Consider the following 17,161-nt stretch of genomic DNA (forward strand, 5'->3'; position numbering starts at 1 on the left):
AGGAGTTCCATGGGCAGGCTCAGCTCAACGAGACGGTGGGGTGCCGCGGCGCTGACCACCGCAGCCCTCAGCACCGGTGCCGTCGTGCTCCCGACCACTGCGGCGCACGCCGCCGCACCCAATGATCACGTCCTCTACTGGAACGATGTCCTGGTGCGCACGTACCGCCAGCTCGGCGGAGCGCCGGGGCCGCTGGCCCGCGCCGGCGCCATGCTGCACGGCGCCATCTACGACGCGGCCAACTCGGCTCTCTGCGCGGCCGGCGACGCCCAGTGCATCGGTCAGCCGTACCGGGTCAAGGTCTCGCCCACGCCCGGCATCGTGCCGGACCTCGCCACCGCCATCGACTATGCCGCCTACGACACGCTGCGCAGCGTGTTCCCGGGCGTCAACTTCGACGCCGACCTGTCCACCGCGCAGGAGGGGACGGCCAGCTCGCCGGCCCGGACCGACGGTCAGCGGATCGGCTCGGCGAGCGCACAGGCGATGATCAGTTTCCGGACCAACGACGGGTCGCCGGACAACTCGACGTTCCCGTTCAGCGACACCCCGGGAGTGTGGCGGCCGACCGGCTCCGGCGCCGCCGCCACGCCCAGTTGGGGCCTGGTCAAGCCGTTCGCGATGACCTCCGGCGCCCAGTTCCGTCCGGGCTTGCCGGCCGGCTACTCGGACTTGGCCAAACTGCTCGCCAGCCCCGAGTACGCGACGCAGGTCAACGAGGTGAAGGACCTCGGGCGGTACAACAGCACGTCCCGCACCGCCGACCAGACGCAGGCCGCCTGGTTCTGGGCCAATGATCTCGACAAGCTCACGTACAAGCCGCCAGGCCAACTCTTCGCCCACACCCAGATCGTGGCGAAGTCGGCGAAGCTGACCCAGGCCGGGAACGCTCGGCTCTTCGCCCTGGTGGCGATCGCGCTGGCCGACGCGGGGATCGTGGCGTGGGACGCGAAGTACCAGACCCCGATCGCCCTGTGGCGGCCGGAGAGCGCGATCCAGCTCGCGGACACCGACGGCAACCCCGCGACCAAGTCCGACGCCAACTGGAAGCCACTCTCGGCCGACGACAAGGGGGTGAACTTCTCCCCGCCGTTCCCGGCCTACACCTCCGGGCACGCCACGTTCGCCGGAGCGTGGGCGAGCGCGATGACGGGCTTCTTCAACACTGACGCGTTCAGGTTCACCGCCACCACGCAGGATCCACACGCGGCAGGAGTTACCCGAACCTTCGCCACCTTCAGCTCCGCTGCCACGGAAAATGCCCGCAGCCGGGTCTACCTCGGCGTGCACTACCAGTGGGACGCCGACGCGGGGATGTCGTCGGGCACCGCGATGGCGAACTACGTCACCGCAAACTTCCTCCGCCCGACCACGTCATACACCTTCGACGGGTTCTACCTCAACGGCAGCAAGATCGGCGACTACATCGACGCCGCCCCGCCGCGGAGCTTCACCTTCGGATTCGCCATCAAGGACTCCGCCGGTACCCCCGTGACCGACTCCGGCGCCGTGACCGGCACGTCATGGAACGGCCACCCCGGGGGCGCCGTGAATTCGGCGCCGATCTACAACCCGACCACCGGGCGGATCGAGGTCAGCACCCTGGCCAACCGGAACTGTTCTGGACCGCAGCTCTTCTCGGTCCTGCTCCGGGACGGCTCGACCCACTCCATAACTGTCGACTGCAACGTCGTCTGATCTTCATCGGCCACCGCGGTCATGCTGGCGTGGGCCCGGCTTTCGGGTCCACGCCAGCCATCAGCCGGTCCGGCCAGCGAGAGGCTCAGCGCCTCAAGCTGGCGACGTACGTCCCGCAACAACTGTTCGGTCAGCCGCAGACACTCCAGCGTCGCCGCCAGCGCTTCCCCGTCGACCGTTGACGGCGCGGTCGGCTCTTCCTCCAGCAGGTCGCGGTAGGCCGCCACCAGTTCCCGGCCCGGGTCCAAACCGAGCTCCTCGCGAAGGAGCCGGCGAACCTGGTGGTAGGTGGCGATCGCCTCGCCCCGGCGGCCCGCACCGTGCAGTGCCACCACCAGATGCCGCCAGAACGTCTCCCGCAACGGATGCTCAGCGACCAGCTCGGTCAACGTCGGAACGATTTCCTGGTGCCGCCCGAGGCGCAGCTCCAGCCCGAACAACTCACCGAGCACGTCCAGCCGCCGCTCCTGCAGGCGGACCCCGGCGAGCTGAGCGAACGGCGCATCGACGTTGCACAACGGCGGCCCGTGGTACAGCTTGAGCGCTTCGCGGAACAGTGCCGCGGCCGCGTCGAGCTGGCGGCCCGCGCTCAACGCCCGACCGCGCTGCACGAGCTGGTCGAAGACCAGAACGTCGATCTCGCCAGGCGACGCGTGCAGCGAGTAGCCGGCCGGATGGGTGCTTATCTTGACACCCTCGATGCTCTGGAACAGGGCCCGCAGCGCCGAGATCTGCACCTGCACCTGGGTCCGCACGGTCCGTGGCGGAGCCTCGCCCCAGACCGCCTTGATGATGTCGTCCATCGGAACCACCGCGCCGCTGTTGATCAGCAGCAGCGCAAGCACCGCACGCAACCGGTTGCCGCGGATGTCGAGCGGGCTGTCCTCTGAGCCTACGGTGAGCGGTCCCAGAAGCCGGAACCTCATGAGCGGTGGAATCGGGCAGGAAGGTGAGTTGGCAGGAGAGTGTGCAGCTCGAGCATGGCGTCCCCCGTCACGCTTAGCAACATCAGCAATTCGCGGCCGTAACTGTAGGAGTTCTTGGATGCGTGGGCAAGGGCGCAGCTCACCAGGGTTGACGCGGCGATCGAGTCCCACTCATGGGTCACCGTCTGACGGTTGTTGTTCGTCCGTTCGGCTGTGTGTAACACCACAGCAACTCCCTACGCTGATCCCTCGAAAGCGAGCAGCCTGCTCGTTTTCCGCCGACCCCCTGTCCGCCAGGCAGTGGGGCTCGGCTGGATCGGCCCTCTGGGAGTCTGTGTGAAGAACCTTCGTCGCAAGACACTGGCCGCAGCGTCCGTCGTGGCGCTCGGCGTCGGCCTCGCCACCACCGGCGGGCTGGCACCGGCGGCCGCAGCCGGACCGGACACCACGTTCCTGGTCCTCGCCCCACAGGGCGGCAAGACCGACAAGGCCGCCGCCCGCGTGGCGGCCGCCAAGGGCACCGTCGTGGCCAGCTACGACCAGATCGGCGTGCTCGTCGTCCGCTCGACCAACCCCGACTTCGCCACCCAGGTGGCGGGCGCGGGCGTCGAGTCGGTCGCGTCCACCGCCGGCCTGGGCACCGCCCTCGACGAGGGCGAGACCATCGAGGTCTCCGCGGAAGAGGTCGCCAACGCCACCGGCGACCCGACCAAGGAGCCGATGTACGGCCAGCAGTGGGACATGGACATGATCCACGTCCCGCAGGCCCACGCCGTCAACAGCGGCAACTCCAACGTCGTGGTGGGCGTGCTGGACAGCGGTATCTCCAGCAGCCACCCCGACCTGGCCAGCCAGATCGCCAAGGACAAGAGCGTGTCCTGCATCGGCGGTGTCACCGACACCACCGAGGCGGCCTGGAACCCGACCAACTCCGACCACGGCACGCACGTGGCCGGCACCATCGCCGCCGCCGTCAACGGCGTCGGCGTGACCGGCATCGCGCCGGGGGTGAAGGTGGCGGCGGTCAAGGTCGTCGACAACGGCGGCTCCATCTTCCCCGAGGCTGCGGTCTGCGGGTTCATGTGGGCCGCCGACCACGGGATGCAGCTGACCAACAACAGCTACTTCATCGACCCGTGGGAGCTGAACTGCCGCAACGACGCACGCCAGCGCCCGGTATGGCAGGCCGTGCAGCGGGCCATCCGCTACTCGCAGTCCAAGGGCGTGCTCAACATCGCGTCCGCGGGCAACTCGAACTACGACCTGGCCCACAAGAACACCGACTACGACAGCCCGAACAACCTGCCGGAGGGGCAGGATCCCACGCCTCGCGTGGATCTCAACAGCGCCTGCCTTGACCTGCCGGCCGAGGCGCCCGGCGTGGTCACCGTCTCGGCGGTGGGCCCGACCGGGCAGAAGAGCTACTACTCGTCGTACGGCCAGGGCGTGGTCGATGTGACGGCCCCGGGTGGTGACAGCCGGTTCCGCACCCAGGGTGCCCGCTCCACCTCCACCGATACCATTCTGTCGACCGTTGGACGACTGAACGCCCAGGGCAACATGGTCAACGGGTGGGGTTACAAGCAGGGCACCTCGATGTCCGGCCCGCACGCCACCGGTGTCGCGGCGCTGGCGCTGTCGGCGCACCCGGGCATGACCCCGGGCCAGCTGTCCGCGTTCCTGGAGCGTACGGCGGTGGCGCAGTCCTGCCCGGCGGGCGTCTACGACCCGGTGCCGAACTGGCCGGTGCCGATTCCGCCGGCCACGTGGCCGCACAACATCGGCCCGTCGTACTGCTCCGGCGGTGCGCGGAACGGGTTCTACGGCGCCGGCATGGTCGACGCGTTCAACGTGGTCAAGTAACACCCGCACCACCAGCGACGGGGTCCGGCGTTCCCACGCCGGGCCCCGTCCTGCTGTTTGCGCTGTTCCGGGCGGGGGTACCGGGGGCGGCATCCGCCGACTCGAGGAGGTCACCCGGTGTCCACCGATGCCATCGTCCGGCTGAAAGAGGACCACAAGGAGATGCGCCGCCTGTTCAAGGCGTTCCAGGACGCCGAGGAGGGGCCGGCGAGCGAACGGCAGCAGCTGGTCCGGCAGATCATCGAGGCGCTGACCGTGCACACCTACCTGGAGAACGAGGTGATGTACCCGGAGGTCCGCAAGCTGGTGCCCGACGTCGAGGACGACATCCTCGAGTCGTACGAGGAGCACCACGTGGCGGACGTGCTCTGCTTCGAGCTCTTCTCCATGGATGCCGAGGACGAGCGGTACACCGCCAAGACGACGGTGCTGATCGAGAACGTCCTGCACCACGTCCAGGAGGAAGAGGAAGAGTGGTTCCCGAAGGTGCGCGCGGCGCTCGGGCGGAACCAGCTGCAGGAGATCGGCGCGCGCATGATCGAACTGCGCCCGAAGGCGCCGAAGACCCCCACCGCCCCGAAGGCGCTCAAGAAGTCACTGGACGCGGTGACGGCCTGAGCGACCCCCGACGCCACGCGGGACCGGTGGGCCGGGTCCCGCGTCATGATCGCCCCGCCCGCGACGAAGGGCAGCCAGCGTCCAGCCCCACCCCGGCCCGCCAGGGTGAACGCCGATCTCGGCTGCCGGCCGGTGCTGGCCGGCACGAACTGCCCGAGCGGCCGGAGGTGGACCGGGCCGGCCCGGGCGGACCCGGTAGGATCGGCGCGGGCCGTGACTGGCGCGTGGGATGGAGCACCATCGGGGAGCGGTCCCGTCACGAGGACGCACGCCGAGCGCCTGGGCCTTCCGCACGTCATCAGGAGGTCGCATGTCGCTGAACGCCGAATCCACCGCCTTCCGCAGCGCGCTGGAGGTGATCCGCGCCGTCGAGCCGCGGGTGGCGGACGCCATCGGGGCGGAGCTGGCCGACCAGCGCGAGTCGCTCAAGCTCATCGCCAGCGAGAACTACGCCTCCCCCGCCACCCTGCTGGCCATGGGCAACTGGTTCAGCGACAAATACGCCGAGGGCACCGTCGGCCGCCGCTTCTACGCGGGCTGCCAGAACGTGGACACCGTCGAGGCACTCGCCGCCGAGCACGCCCGGGAGCTGTTCGGTGCGGCCCACGCGTACGTGCAGCCGCACTCCGGCATCGACGCCAACCTGGTCGCCTTCTGGGCGATCCTGGCCGACCGCGTGGAGTCCCCGGCCCTGAAGAAGGCCCAGGTACGCCAGGTCAACGAGCTGACCGAGGCGGACTGGTTCGCGCTGCGCCGGGAGCTGGGCAACCAGCGGATGCTCGGCATGTCGCTGGACGCCGGCGGGCACCTGACCCACGGCTTCCGGCCGAACATCTCCGGCAAGATGTTCGACCAGCGCAGCTACGGCACCGACCCGGCCACTGGGCTGGTCGACTACGACAAGGTCGCCGAGGCGGCGCGGGAGTTCAAGCCTCTGATCCTGGTCGCCGGCTACTCGGCGTACCCCCGGAAGGTCAACTTCCGGATCATGCGGGAGATCGCCGACGAGGTCGGCGCCACCTTCATGGTCGACATGGCGCACTTCGCCGGCCTGGTCGCGGGCAAGGTCTTCACCGGCGACTTCGACCCGGTGCCGCACGCGCACATCGTCACCACCACCACCCACAAGTCGCTGCGCGGCCCGCGCGGCGGCATGGTGCTCTGCGGCCCGGAGCTGGCCGACCAGGTCGACCGCGGCTGCCCGATGGTGCTCGGCGGCCCGCTGCCGCACGTGATGGCCGCCAAGGCGGTCGCGCTGGCCGAGGCCCGCCGCCCCGAGTTCGCCGACTACGCGCAGCGCATCGTCGCCAACGCCCAGGCGCTCGCCGAGGGGCTGCTGCGCCGGGGCGCGAAGCTGGTCACCGGCGGCACCGACAACCACCTGGTGCTGATCGACGTCTCCGGGTACGGCCTCACCGGCCGGCAGGCCGAGCAGGCGCTGCTGGACTCGGGCATCGTCACCAACCGCAACGCCGTGCCGCAGGACCCGAACGGCGCCTGGTACACCTCGGGCATCCGGATCGGCACCCCGGCGCTGACCACCCGGGGCCTCGGCACCGCCGAGATGGACGCCACCGCCGAGCTGATCCACACCGTGCTCACCCAGACCACCCCGGGTGCGAACCCGGACGGCACCCCGTCCAAGGCAAAGTACGTGCTCGACGCGGCCCTGGCGGACAAGGTGAGCAAGCAGGCCAGCGAACTGCTCGCCCCCTTCCCCCTCTACCCCGCCATCAACCTCGCCTGACCGACCGCCCCCGCTCCCGACGCCCCGCCCGGCCTCCGGCCGCGCGGGGCGTCGGCACATCCGGCTGGACCACCCGTTGATCATGAGGTTAGCGGCAGCGGAAAACGCTCTCTCCGCTGCGAACCTCATGATCAACGGGGCGGGTCCGTGGGGCGGGTGGGCCGGTGGGCAGGGCTCGGTCAGCGGAGGGGGCGCTTGAGGTGGTAGCGGTGCACCTCGGTGCTGCCCTGGACGTTGTTCACGTCCTCGGCGGCGGAGACCAGCTCCCAGCCTTCCCGGCCGACCCGGTTGAGGTGCCCGATGGCGGTGTCCCCGTACGCCGTCACGTCGGTGCGCGACCCGTCCGGCGCGTACCAGACGAACGTGACGTGGAAATTCCGGCCCTGCCCCTGATAGCGACGGACCAGCAACGCGTACTCCCAGGCAACCATCCGTCCATTATCTACGGTCACTTCCAGCACCGGACGCACGGGGGGTGGCGGACCGGCGACCCTGTGCTGTCAAGCCGGGGCGGCCAGCGCGGCCAGTTCGTCGGTGACCAGGGCGGCGAGCCGGTCCAGGCCCAGGTCGATCTGGTCCGGGGTGACCGCGCTCACCGACAGCCGCAGCGCGTTCACCGTCGCTCCGTCGTCGTAGAAGTGGGCCATCGGGGTCCAGAGCACGCCGTACTCGCGGGCCGAGCGGTGCAGCAGCGCATCGTCCACGCCGAAGGGCACGGTCACCACCACGAAGAAGCCGCCGGCCGGCACGTTCCAGCGCACCGGGCCGCCGGAGGGGAAGCGGCGGGCCAGCCCGTCGACCAGGTGCCGCAGGTTGCGGGCGTACGCGGCCCGCTCCCGCGCGTTCGCCGCGACCAATGAGCAGTCGTGGGCCAGCAGCGCCCCGCCGATCACCGCCTGGGCGATCGGCGAGGTGTTCACGGTGATCATGCTCTTGATCTTGGCGAGCTGGTCGGCGAGCGGGCCGACGGTCCCGTCGGAGCCGGCGACGCGCTGGTCGGCGACCACGTACCCGACCCGGGCGCCGGGCAGCACGGTCTTGGCGAACGAGCCGAGGTAGACCACCCGGCGCCGGCCGTCCAGGGCCTTGAGCGTCGGCCGCCGCTCGGTGCCCCCGGCCGGGAAGAGGCCGTACGGGTTGTCCTCGATGAGCAGCAACTCCTCGTCGACGGCGAGGTCGAGCAGCCGCCGCCGCTGCGCTACGTCCATGCTGACCCCGGACGGATTGGCGAAGTCGGGCATCACGTAGCAGGCGCGCGGGCGCAGCCCCTCGGCCCGGGCCCGGCGCAGTTGCGCGCGCAGGTCGGCCAGGTCGATTCCGTCCGGGCCGCCGGCGACCGGGCGCACCGGCAGGTCGACCAGGCGGGCCGCACCGGTCAGCCCGACGTACGTGGGGGCGACGGCGAGCAGCATGTCCTCCGGTCCGGCCCGCAGCGCCCGCAGCACCAGGAACATCGCCTCCTGGCAACCGACCGTCACCACGATCGTCTCCGGGTCGACGGTGATCTGCTCGTCGACGGCCAGGTTACGGGCGATCAGGTGGTGCACGATGCCCTTGGTCCGGCCGTACTGGAGCAGGGTGCGGTCGACCTGGGCGGGGCTCAGCCCGAGGTCGTCGGCGAGGTGCCGGCGGAAGGTGTCCAGGTGCCGGTGCAGCACGGCGGAGTCGAAGAACTCCTCGTAGGGCCGACCGGCGGCGAGCGAGACCGCGTCCGGGTAGTGCTGCGCCACCTCGTTGAGGAAGTTCATCGAGTTCAGCGCGGGGTCGTCGACACTGCGGTGCAGGGCCGCGACGGTCAGGTCCACCGGCTCCACGTCAACCTCCGGTCAGGGTGCGCAGGTGCCGGGCCGCCGCCGGGTCGGCACAGCCGGTCAGGGTGAGCGCGTCGCGCAGCTCGGCGGCGAGCAGCGCCAGCGCGGCCTCGGCGCCGGCCCGGCCGCCGGTCGCCAGGGCCCAGAGCAGCGGTCGGCCGACCAGCACGCCGGCCGCGCCGAGGGCGAGGGCGCGCAGCACGTCGGTGCCGCTGCGCACGCCGCTGTCCAGCAGCACGGCGCAGCGGTCCGCCACCGCCGCGACCACCTCGGGCAGCACGGTCGCGGTGGCGGGGGCGCCGTCGAACTGCCGCCCGCCGTGGTTGGAGACCACCACGGCGTCGGCACCGGCCTCGGCGGCGCGGACCGCGTCGCGCGGGTCCAGGACACCCTTCACCAGCAACGGCAGCCGGGTACGCTCCCGCAGCCAGGCCAGGTCGGCCCAGCTCAGCGCCGGGGCGAAGACCGCGCCGGTGTGCACCGCGACGGCGGACACCCCGGGGGTGCCCTGGTGGGCCAGGTCGTCGCGGCCACCGGGCAGGTTCGCCGCGGTGACCTGCGGCGGCAGGGCGAAGCCGTTGCGGACGTCGCGCAGCCGCCGGCCGAGCACCGGCACGTCGACGGTGACCATCAGGGCGGCGCAGCCGGCGGCGTGGGCCCGGTCCAGCAGGTCGGCCACCAGGCCCCGGTCACGCAGCCAGTAGAGCTGGAACCAGACGCTGCCACCGGCCGCGGTGATCTCCTCGATCGGCGTGCTGCCGAGAGTGCTCGCCACGTACGGCACGCCGGCGGTCCGGGCGGCGGCGGCCAGGCCGAGCTCCCCGTCCGGGTGCAGCAGCCTCTGGTACGCCATCGGCGCGACCGCCACCGGCAGGGCGTAGGTGCCGCCGGGCAGCGCCGCCTCGGTGCGCGGGCGGTCCACCCCGGTCAGCACCCGGGGCAGCACCGCCACCCGGTCCAGGGCGGCCCGGTTGGCGGCGAGGGTCGTCTCGGCGCCGCTGCCGCCGGCCACGAAGTCCCACACGTCGCCGGGCAGCACGGCCCGGGCCAGCTCGGCGAAGCCGGCCAGGCTGGCCGGCGGGACGAACCCGGCAGCGGTCGAGGCGCCGGCGGCCGGTCCAGCCGGGGCGACCGGGTCCGCGGCGGCCGGTCCGGCCGGGGCGGTCGCGTCCGGGGCGGCCGGCCCGCCGCCGGACGGGGCTGCCGGCGCGGATCCGTCCGGCCCGGCCGGCGCCGGCTGGCATCCGAGCACCAGCTCGTCGGTCGGCTCAGCCACGGTCCGACCCACCCGCAATCGACCCGGCCGCCGACGCGACCCCCAGCCGGAAGCGGTCCCGCAGGAAGGCGGCCGCCTGCTCCTGCGCCCGGCGACCCGCGTCGAACACGCCGGGCATGGCGAAGAATCCGTGGATCATGCCGGCGTAACGGGTCAGGTCGGTGGGCACGCCGGCGTCCCGCAGCCGCCCGGCGTACCGCTCCCCCTCGTCGCACAGCGGGTCGTGTTCCGCGGTGATCACCAACGCCGGCGGCAGGCCGGACAGGTCCTCGGCGAGCAGCGGCGAGGCGAGCGGGTGGGCCGCGTCGGCCGGGTCGGCCAGGTAGTGCCGCCGGTACCAGTCGACCGAGTGCCGGTTGAACAGCAGCGCGTCCTCGTCGCCGGCCGGCCCGGCACCGGGCCGCTGGTCGGTGTTCGGGTAGACCAGCAGCTGGGCGGCGAGCCGGGGGCCGCCGTCCGCGCGGGCCAGCAGGGTGACCGCGGCGGCGAGGTTGCCGCCGGCGCTGTCCCCGCCCACCGCGAGCCGGTCCGGGTCGACCCGGTACTCGTCGGCGTGCCCGGCCAGCCGGCGCAGCGCCGCGTAGCAGTCCTCCACCGCGGCCGGGAAGCGGTGCTCGGGGGCCAGCCGGTAGCCGACGGTCACCGTCTGGCAGGGCGTGGCGTTGGCCAGCCGGCGGCAGATCCCGTCGGCGGTGTCCACGCTGCCGAGCGTCCAGCCACCGCCGAAGAAGTAGACCAGCGTGGGCAGCGGGCCGTCGCCGGCCGGCCGGTGGATGCGCACCGGGAGCGGCCCGTCCGGGCCGGGGAGGTGCGTGTCGCGTACCTCGTGGACCGGCTCGACCGCGCCGGCGCCGGCGCGGATCGCGGCGAGGTCGGCCGCGCGGGCCTCGGCCAGGCTCTGCGTGTAGAGCGGTGCGGTGCCGGCGGCCGCCCGTTCGGCCCGGTACGCGACCACCTGCGGATCGAGCGCCATCACGTCCTCCTAGTTGCCGGTGGTGACGAAGAGCTTGTCGATGCCGCGCAGGAACAGGCTGCCGCTGTACGTGAAGGGCTGGGTGATCGTCAGGCGGGGGAAGCGGGCGAAGAGCCGAGGCAGGGCGAGCCGCCCCTCCAGCCGGGACACCGCCGAGCCGAGGCAGAAGTGCAGTCCCACCCCGAAGGCGAGCGACGGCGGGCCGGCGCGGTGCGGGTCGAAGCGGTCCGGGTCGGGGAAACGGGACGGGTCGCGGTTGGCCGCAGCGATCAGCAGCAGCACGTTCTCGTCCCGTTCGACCGGTACGCCGCCCAGCTCGGTGTCGCGCGGCGCGGAGCGGGCCAGGAAGTGCACCGGGCTCTCCATCCGCAGGACCTCGTCCACGCAGCCCCGGGCCAGCGCGTCGTCGCCGGGCAGCGCGGCGACCACGTCGGGGTGGCCCAGCAGCAGCGGCAGGCCGTTGCTGAACATGTAGACGGTGGTGACGAAGCTGGCGTTGAACAGCACGATCAGGTTGCTGATCAGCTCTTCCTCGGTCAGCTCGACGCCGCCCGCGTCCAGCACCTCGACCAGCCCGCTGATCAGGTCCTCGCCGGGCTGCCGACGCCGGTGGGCGATCAGGTCCCGGTAGTACGCGCGCAGTTCGTCGGCGGCCTGGTTGGCCCGGGCCAGCCGTTCCGGGGTCTTGCCGGCGACGTCCATGTACTCGTCGATCCAGTCGACCCGCTGCCGGTACCAGGCCAGGTCGGCCTCGGGCAGGCCGATGAACTCGGCCATCACCAGCGCCGGGACCGGGTACGCGAAGTCGGCGACGAAGTCGACCTCGCCCCCGTCGGCGCCAGCCTCGGCCAGCCGGTCCAGCCGCTCCTCGACGACCCGGACGATCACCGGCTCCAGCGCGCCCAGCCGGCGCGGGGTGAACGTCTTCGCGAAGACGGCCCGCATCCGGGTGTGGTCCGGCGGGTTGATGAACATCATCGAGGTGAGGAAGGTACGCAGGATCTCCTGCTCCTGCCAGCCCGGCGGGCTGCCCTTGTACCACTCGGGGTCGCGCAGCACCTGGTCGACCAGGTCGTACCCACCGGCGACGGCGGTGACGGTGCTGTGCTCGGCGCGGGTCGGGATGGCGCTGATCGGCCCGTGCTCGTGCAGGGCCGCGTACCACGGATAGGGGTCCTGCCGGCCCGGCTCGCTGTACAGGCCGGTCAGGATCTCGTCGACATCCATCGTTCCTCCCCAGGATCGGCGGCGAGGGCGGCGTGCTGTCCACGCCGCCCCGCCGGTGTCACAGCCCGAGCAGCCGCAGCGGTACGGCCTCCGCCATCGCCTGGGCCCCGGTGTCGTTCGGGTGGATGTGGTCCCCGGCGTCGTACGCCGGCAGCAGCCGCGCGGGGTGCTCCGGGTCGCGCAGCACCGCGTCGAAGTCGAGCACCCCGTCGAACTCGGTCGCGCCCGTGCCGCGCAGCCAGCTGTTCACCGCCTGCCGGGTGGTCTCCTTCTCCGGCGTCCACACCCCGGGGCCGCCGTTGCCCTCGTACGGGGTGATGGTGCCGACCAGGCTGGTCAGGCCGCGGGCCTGGGCCTGCCGGTTGATCTGCCGCAGCGAGGCGATGATGCGCTCCGCGCTGTCGCCGTTCATCCAGATGTCGTTGATGCCCAGGTGGGTGATCAGGGTCCGCACCCCGGTCTGCGGGAAGACGTCCTCGTTGAGCCGGGCCAGCGCGTTGGGGCCGAGCTCGTAGTAGCCGGGGAAGCCGCCCGCGCCGGGCTCGGTGCCCTCGTGGTTGAGCCGGTTGCCGGACAGGCTCAGGTTCAGCACGCCCGGGGTGCGTACCTCGGGGCGGGCGTCGATGAGCCGCTTGGCGAGCAGGTCCGGCCAGCGCCGGTCGGTGTTGGCCGTGCTGCCGTTGCCGTCGCCGATGGAGTCGCCGAGCACGACCACCGCGCCGGGGCTGAGCCGGCGTTCCACGTCGATGCCGGACAGGAACATCCAGCAGCAGTTGGGCCGGATGGTGAAGCCGGTGCCGGCGGCCGCGGTGGTGAGGTCGCCGGCGCCGATGAAGTTGGTGACCCGGGACTGCCCGTGGAAGGTGACCGGGCCGGTGAGCACCGGGAAGTAGAGGGTGACGACCAGGTCCTCCTGCTCCGTCACCGGGAAGGCCAGGGGGTCGCTGAGCAGCTCGGCGCCCTTGTGGATGGTGGCCGACGCGGCGCCGTCGAAGGTCAGCGGGTGGACGCTGGCCGGGTCGATGTCGGACAGGTCGTCGGGGGTGGTGGTGTCGGGCCGGGCGACGGTGGCATGCCCGACCTGCACGGCCTGCTCGCCGTAGAGGTTGGTCAGCCGGACCCGGAGCCGGTCACCGCCGACGGTGGTCTGCAGGGTCATCCGGATGCTCTGGTTGTTCAGGCCGGTGTTGGTCAGGCCGACGGTGTTGCCGCGGGTCACCGCGGCGGCCCAGCTGCCCGCCCACTCGGTACGCCCCGGCAGGGCGCCGTCGTTGTCGGCGGGGCCGGCGCTGGCGGTGACGGCCGGGGTGCCGGCGATCAGCATCGTTGCGGCGAAAGCTATGACGTGCCATCTCTTCGGGGTCGGCATTGATCCTCCATCGTTGGCAGCCCCGGGCGTGGCACGAGTCGGCGACACGGCCCGGGCGATGGACCGGAAACTAGCTGTCGATGATGACGAGCGTCAATCAACCTGATCGACATGATCGAATGTCCGCCGGGTGCCGGCCGACGCCGTTCGGCTCTGTCCTGTCCCGACCCGGCGTGCCTAGGCTCGAACCCGGCGGCGGTGCGGTCGCCGACCCTGTCACCTGGGGGCGCTGCGATGACTGATCAGCCGAACTACGTGCACGAGGCACTGGAGCTGTTCGCCCGGTTCGGCGACCGGGAGGCGCTCGTCGGCGGAGATCGCCGGCTGACCTATGCCGAGGTCGCCGCCGAGGTGCGGGGCCTGGCCGGCGCGCTGCTGCGGCACGGCGTACGCCCCGGCGACGCGGTGCTGGTGATGCTCGGCAACCCGGTGGAGGGGCCGCTGCTGCAACTGGCGCTGCACCTGCTCGGCTGCCGGAGCATGTGGATCGCCCCGGTGACCTCGCGGCGGGAGGTCGACGAGTTCGTCGCGCTGGCCCGCCCCGACGCCTTCATCCACGACCCCCGCGACCCGGTCGGCGCGGAGATCGCCGCCGGGCTGGCCGGCGTACCGGTGCTCTGCCTCGGGCCGGACGGCGCCGGGCCGGACCTCACCGCGGGCGGCGAGCCGGTGGAACTGCCCGCCAAGGTGCCCGCGCCGGAGTCGTTCCTGCAGACCAGCGGCACCACCGGCACGCCGAAGCTGGTGCACCACCGGGAGAGCTTCTACCGGCAGGTCCTCGCCCTGGCCGCCGACTTCCGGGCGGCCGGCTTCCCGCTGCTGCGGCACCTGTCGCACTCGCCGATGTGGCTGGCCAGCGGCCAGATCACCACGCTGTTCAACCTGTTCACCGGCGGGGTGCTGTTCCTGCGCGAGCGGTGGGACCCGGAGGCGTTCATCCGGACCGTGGACGCCGAGCGGCTCACCTCCACCTTCGTCACCCCGCCGATGCTCTACGAGGTGCTCGACCATCCGGCGCTGGACGGCGCCGACTTCTCCGCCATGTTCATGTTCAACGTGGGCGCCGGGCCCGCCGCGCCGGCCCGGCTGCGCCAGGCGATCGCGCGCTTCGGCCCGTGCCTGCGCATCGTGTACGGGCTGAGCGAGGCCGTGGTGATCTGTGCCCTGCCCGGGCTGACCGACGACCCGGAACACCCGGAGCGGCTGCGCTCCTGCGGCCGGCCGTACGGGGACGTGGCGGTGGAGATCCGGGACCCCGACGGCCGGGTGCTGCCGCCCGGCGAAGACGGCGAGGTGTGGGTACGCACCAAGCTCAGTTTCGCCGGCTACCACGGCCAGCCCGAACTGACCGCCGAGACGCTGGTCGACGGCTGGGTACGGACCCGCGACATCGGCCACCTCGACACCGACGGCTACCTCTACCTGGTCGACCGGCTCCAGGACCGGATCCTCACCCGGCAGCGAAGCTGGCCGATCTACTCCCGCCCGATCGAGGACGTGCTCGCCGCCCACCCCGAGGTACGCGCCGCCGCCGTCATCGGCGTACCGGACCCGGTGGCCGGTGAGCTGCCGTACGCGTACGTGGTGCCCGCGCCGGGGGCGACGGTGACCGGGGGCGACCTGATCGCGCTGGTCACCCGTGAGCTGAGCGAGACCTGGGCGCCCGGCGCGGTGGAGTTCGTCGACGCGCTGCCGCTGAACCGCTCCGCCAAGGTGGACAAGCGGGCCCTGCGCGCCCGGTACGCCGCCGCCCATCCGACCGACACGGACGCGGTGGGCACGGTGATCGGCAGCCCGGCGTGACCCCGCGTCGGGAGCTGTACACCCTGGTCGGCGCGGATCTGCTGTCCAACCTGGGCACCCGGATCTCGGTGGTGGCCATTCCCTGGCTGGTGCTGGAGACCACCGGCAGCCCGACCCGGATGGGTCTGGTCGCGGCGGCGGAGACCCTGCCGTACATGCTCTCCAGCGCCCTCGCGACCCCGTGGGCGGACCGGTTCGGGGTGCGGCGTACCGCCGTCACGGTCGACGCCGCGAGCGCGGCGGCGATGGCGGTGGTGGCGCTGGCTCCCTGGCTGGGGTTCGGGGCGCTGCTGGCGCTGGTCGCGGTGGCCGGTGGGCTGCGCGGCATCGGCGACCGGGTCAAGCATGTGCTGTTCAAGCCCGCCGCCGAGCGCGCCGGTGTGCCGCTGATCCGGCTCACCTCCGCCTACGACGGCCTGGCCCGGGGCATGACGCTGTTCGGGGCGGTGCTCGGCGGGCTGCTGATCGACTGGGTGGGAGTGACCCGGGCGATCTGGATCGACGCGGCCACCTTCGCGGTCTGCGCGCTGCTCATCGGGGTGCTGGTCCGGCCACCCGCCCCGGCGGAGCCGGCGCCCCGGGAGAGCTACCTGCGGGCGCTGCGCGGCGGCTTCGGCTACCTGCGCACCGACCGGACGCTGCTGACCATGCTGGTGGTGGTCTCGGCGTCGAACATGTTCGCCAACGCCAGCGTCGCGGTGTGGATCCCGCTCTGGGTGGACCGGGTGCTCGGCGACCCGGCCGGCTTCGGCCTGGTGCTCGGCGTGTTCTCGGGCGGGGCGCTGCTGGGCAACCTGCTGTTCACGCTGGCCGGCACGCGGTTGCCCCGCCGGTCGACCTTCGCGCTGGGGCTGGCGCTCAGCGGCGCACCCCGGCTGCTGGCGCTCGCCCTCAGCGACGAACTGGTGGTGGTGCTCACCGTGACGTTCCTGTCCGGGGTGGCGATCGCGGCGGTGAACCCGCTGCTCGGCGCGGCCCTGTACGAGCGGGTGCCGGCGCCGCTGCAGACCCGGGTGCTGGGCATCTCCGGGTCGGTGGCCTTCCTGGGCCTGCCGGTGGGGGCGCTGCTCGGCGGTTGGTCGGTGGCGGCCCTCGAGTTGGCCCCGGCGCTGCTGGTGATGGCGGTGGCCTGTCTGGTGCTGACCGTGGGGCCGCTGCTGCTGACCCGGTCGCGCGCCGACCGCCCGGCGGCGGAGCCGGCGATGTCCACCCCGGCCTGAGCCGGGCCGTGCCACCACCCCGACGTCAGTCCAGGTCCGTGCAGACGTTGTGGGTCGTGCCATGCACCATGGTGAGGGTCTTGAAGTTCGTCGGGGAGAACTCGACGACGAACTGCCCGTCGATGAGCCACGCGCCGCGCGGCAGGTTGCCTCCGTTCTCGCCGAAACCGAACAGCACCGGCCCGGTCACGTACCAGGTCGTCGAGCCGTCCGTGGCGTACTCGACCATCGCCATGCCGCCCGCGTCCAGCAGGGTGCTGACCCCGGTCGCGGTGTTCGTCACCTTGGTCAGCAGCGCGCCCTGGTACAGCTCCCGACGCGGCGAACCGTCCGGGAACTCCGCCAGCACCTTCTTGCGGACCTCGTCCACCACGGCCTCGACGTGGATCGGGAAGTCGCACCGGGCACCGGCAGGCTGGTCGAACGGCTGCTGCGGAGCCGGCACCCAGCCGTGCCCGCCCCCGTTCCCGGCCGCCCCGGCCGGAGTGGTGGACACCGTGGCCACCAGGGCGCCTACGACGAGGGCGGCCCCGAGGTTGAACATCCGACGCATGATCACTCCATTCTTGACGCACGATCAGGACCCAGGCTCGCCGACGCCGCTCACCAGATCCTCACCACGCGGTCCGT

Annotated in this window: 13 protein-coding genes, 1 pseudogene and 1 riboswitch; of the genes and pseudogenes, 6 read left to right on the forward strand and 8 right to left on the reverse strand. The window is 72.3% G+C overall.

Annotated elements, in window-relative coordinates; all coding sequences use genetic code 11:
* Nucleotides 1–9: 9 nt before the first annotated feature.
* On the forward strand, nt 10–1,698 hold the full coding sequence (locus tag ABZ783_RS09770) for a vanadium-dependent haloperoxidase (RefSeq protein WP_357435815.1): 1,689 nt from the start codon (nt 10–12) through the stop codon (nt 1,696–1,698).
* 215 nt (nt 1,699–1,913) lie between these two features.
* On the opposite strand, the pseudogene ABZ783_RS09775 reads toward ABZ783_RS09770, so the two are convergent.
* A pseudogene (locus ABZ783_RS09775) lies at nt 1,914–2,624 on the reverse strand (BTAD domain-containing putative transcriptional regulator); the annotation flags it as partial.
* Nucleotides 2,625–2,960: 336 nt separating this feature from the next.
* Here ABZ783_RS09775 and ABZ783_RS09780 point away from each other — a divergent pair.
* The 3 genes from ABZ783_RS09780 to ABZ783_RS09790 all read left to right on the forward strand — a co-directional run bounded on the left by ABZ783_RS09780 (nt 2,961) and on the right by ABZ783_RS09790 (nt 6,852).
* Nucleotides 2,961–4,487: a S8 family serine peptidase gene (locus ABZ783_RS09780; protein ID WP_357435817.1), complete on the forward strand. Its 1,527-nt coding sequence runs from the start codon at nt 2,961–2,963 to the stop codon at nt 4,485–4,487.
* Between the two features lie 117 nt (nt 4,488–4,604).
* Nucleotides 4,605–5,105 carry a hemerythrin domain-containing protein gene (locus tag ABZ783_RS09785; RefSeq protein WP_357435819.1) on the forward strand — a complete coding sequence of 167 codons (501 nt, stop codon included), beginning with the start codon at nt 4,605–4,607 and terminating at the stop codon, nt 5,103–5,105.
* 203 nt (nt 5,106–5,308) lie between these two features.
* Nucleotides 5,309–5,397, forward strand: a riboswitch (ZMP/ZTP riboswitch).
* 18 nt (nt 5,398–5,415) lie between these two features.
* The gene (locus ABZ783_RS09790) at nt 5,416–6,852 is read left to right on the forward strand and encodes a glycine hydroxymethyltransferase (protein ID WP_357435820.1); all 1,437 of its coding nucleotides are present in this window, start codon (nt 5,416–5,418) and stop codon (nt 6,850–6,852) included.
* A 179-nt stretch (nt 6,853–7,031) separates the two neighbouring features.
* Here ABZ783_RS09790 and ABZ783_RS09795 read toward each other — a convergent pair whose 3' ends face one another.
* The 6 genes from ABZ783_RS09795 to ABZ783_RS09820 form a co-directional block, all read right to left on the reverse strand.
* Nucleotides 7,032–7,283 carry a hypothetical protein gene (locus ABZ783_RS09795; protein WP_073836290.1) on the reverse strand — a complete coding sequence of 84 codons (252 nt, stop codon included), beginning with the start codon at nt 7,281–7,283 and terminating at the stop codon, nt 7,032–7,034.
* Between the two features lie 69 nt (nt 7,284–7,352).
* On the reverse strand, nt 7,353–8,666 hold the full coding sequence (locus tag ABZ783_RS09800; RefSeq protein WP_357435822.1) for a PLP-dependent aminotransferase family protein: 1,314 nt from the start codon (nt 8,664–8,666) through the stop codon (nt 7,353–7,355).
* A gap of 1 nt (nt 8,667) precedes the next feature.
* A complete protein-coding gene (locus ABZ783_RS09805; protein WP_357435978.1) occupies nt 8,668–9,732 on the reverse strand; it encodes an alpha-hydroxy acid oxidase in 1,065 nt (354 codons plus the stop codon).
* Between the two features lie 199 nt (nt 9,733–9,931).
* Nucleotides 9,932–10,912, reverse strand: a complete 981-nt coding sequence (locus ABZ783_RS09810; protein WP_357435824.1) for an alpha/beta hydrolase — start codon at nt 10,910–10,912, stop codon at nt 9,932–9,934.
* A 9-nt stretch (nt 10,913–10,921) separates the two neighbouring features.
* Nucleotides 10,922–12,139: a cytochrome P450 gene (locus ABZ783_RS09815; RefSeq protein WP_357435826.1), complete on the reverse strand. Its 1,218-nt coding sequence runs from the start codon at nt 12,137–12,139 to the stop codon at nt 10,922–10,924.
* Nucleotides 12,140–12,197: 58 nt separating this feature from the next.
* Entirely contained in the window at nt 12,198–13,481 is a 1,284-nt protein-coding gene (locus tag ABZ783_RS09820) for an SGNH/GDSL hydrolase family protein (protein ID WP_357435980.1), read from the reverse strand.
* A 261-nt stretch (nt 13,482–13,742) separates the two neighbouring features.
* On the opposite strand from ABZ783_RS09820, the gene ABZ783_RS09825 reads away from it, so the two are divergent.
* Together ABZ783_RS09825 and ABZ783_RS09830 are read left to right on the forward strand one after the other, a co-directional pair.
* Complete coding sequence (locus ABZ783_RS09825) at nt 13,743–15,311, forward strand: AMP-binding protein (protein WP_357435828.1); 1,569 nt, start codon at nt 13,743–13,745, stop codon at nt 15,309–15,311.
* On the forward strand, nt 15,308–16,531 hold the full coding sequence (locus ABZ783_RS09830; RefSeq protein ID WP_357435829.1) for an MFS transporter: 1,224 nt from the start codon (nt 15,308–15,310) through the stop codon (nt 16,529–16,531). The genes ABZ783_RS09825 and ABZ783_RS09830 overlap by 4 nt, the downstream gene beginning before the upstream one ends.
* A 25-nt stretch (nt 16,532–16,556) precedes the next feature.
* On the opposite strand, the gene ABZ783_RS09835 is transcribed toward ABZ783_RS09830, so the two are convergent.
* Entirely contained in the window at nt 16,557–17,084 is a 528-nt protein-coding gene (locus tag ABZ783_RS09835; protein ID WP_357435830.1) for a hypothetical protein, read from the reverse strand.
* Nucleotides 17,085–17,161: the final 77 nt, after the last annotated feature.

Origin of the sequence: Micromonospora sp. NPDC047738 (assembly GCF_040642675.1) — a bacterium.
Lineage (GTDB): Bacteria > Actinomycetota > Actinomycetes > Mycobacteriales > Micromonosporaceae > Micromonospora.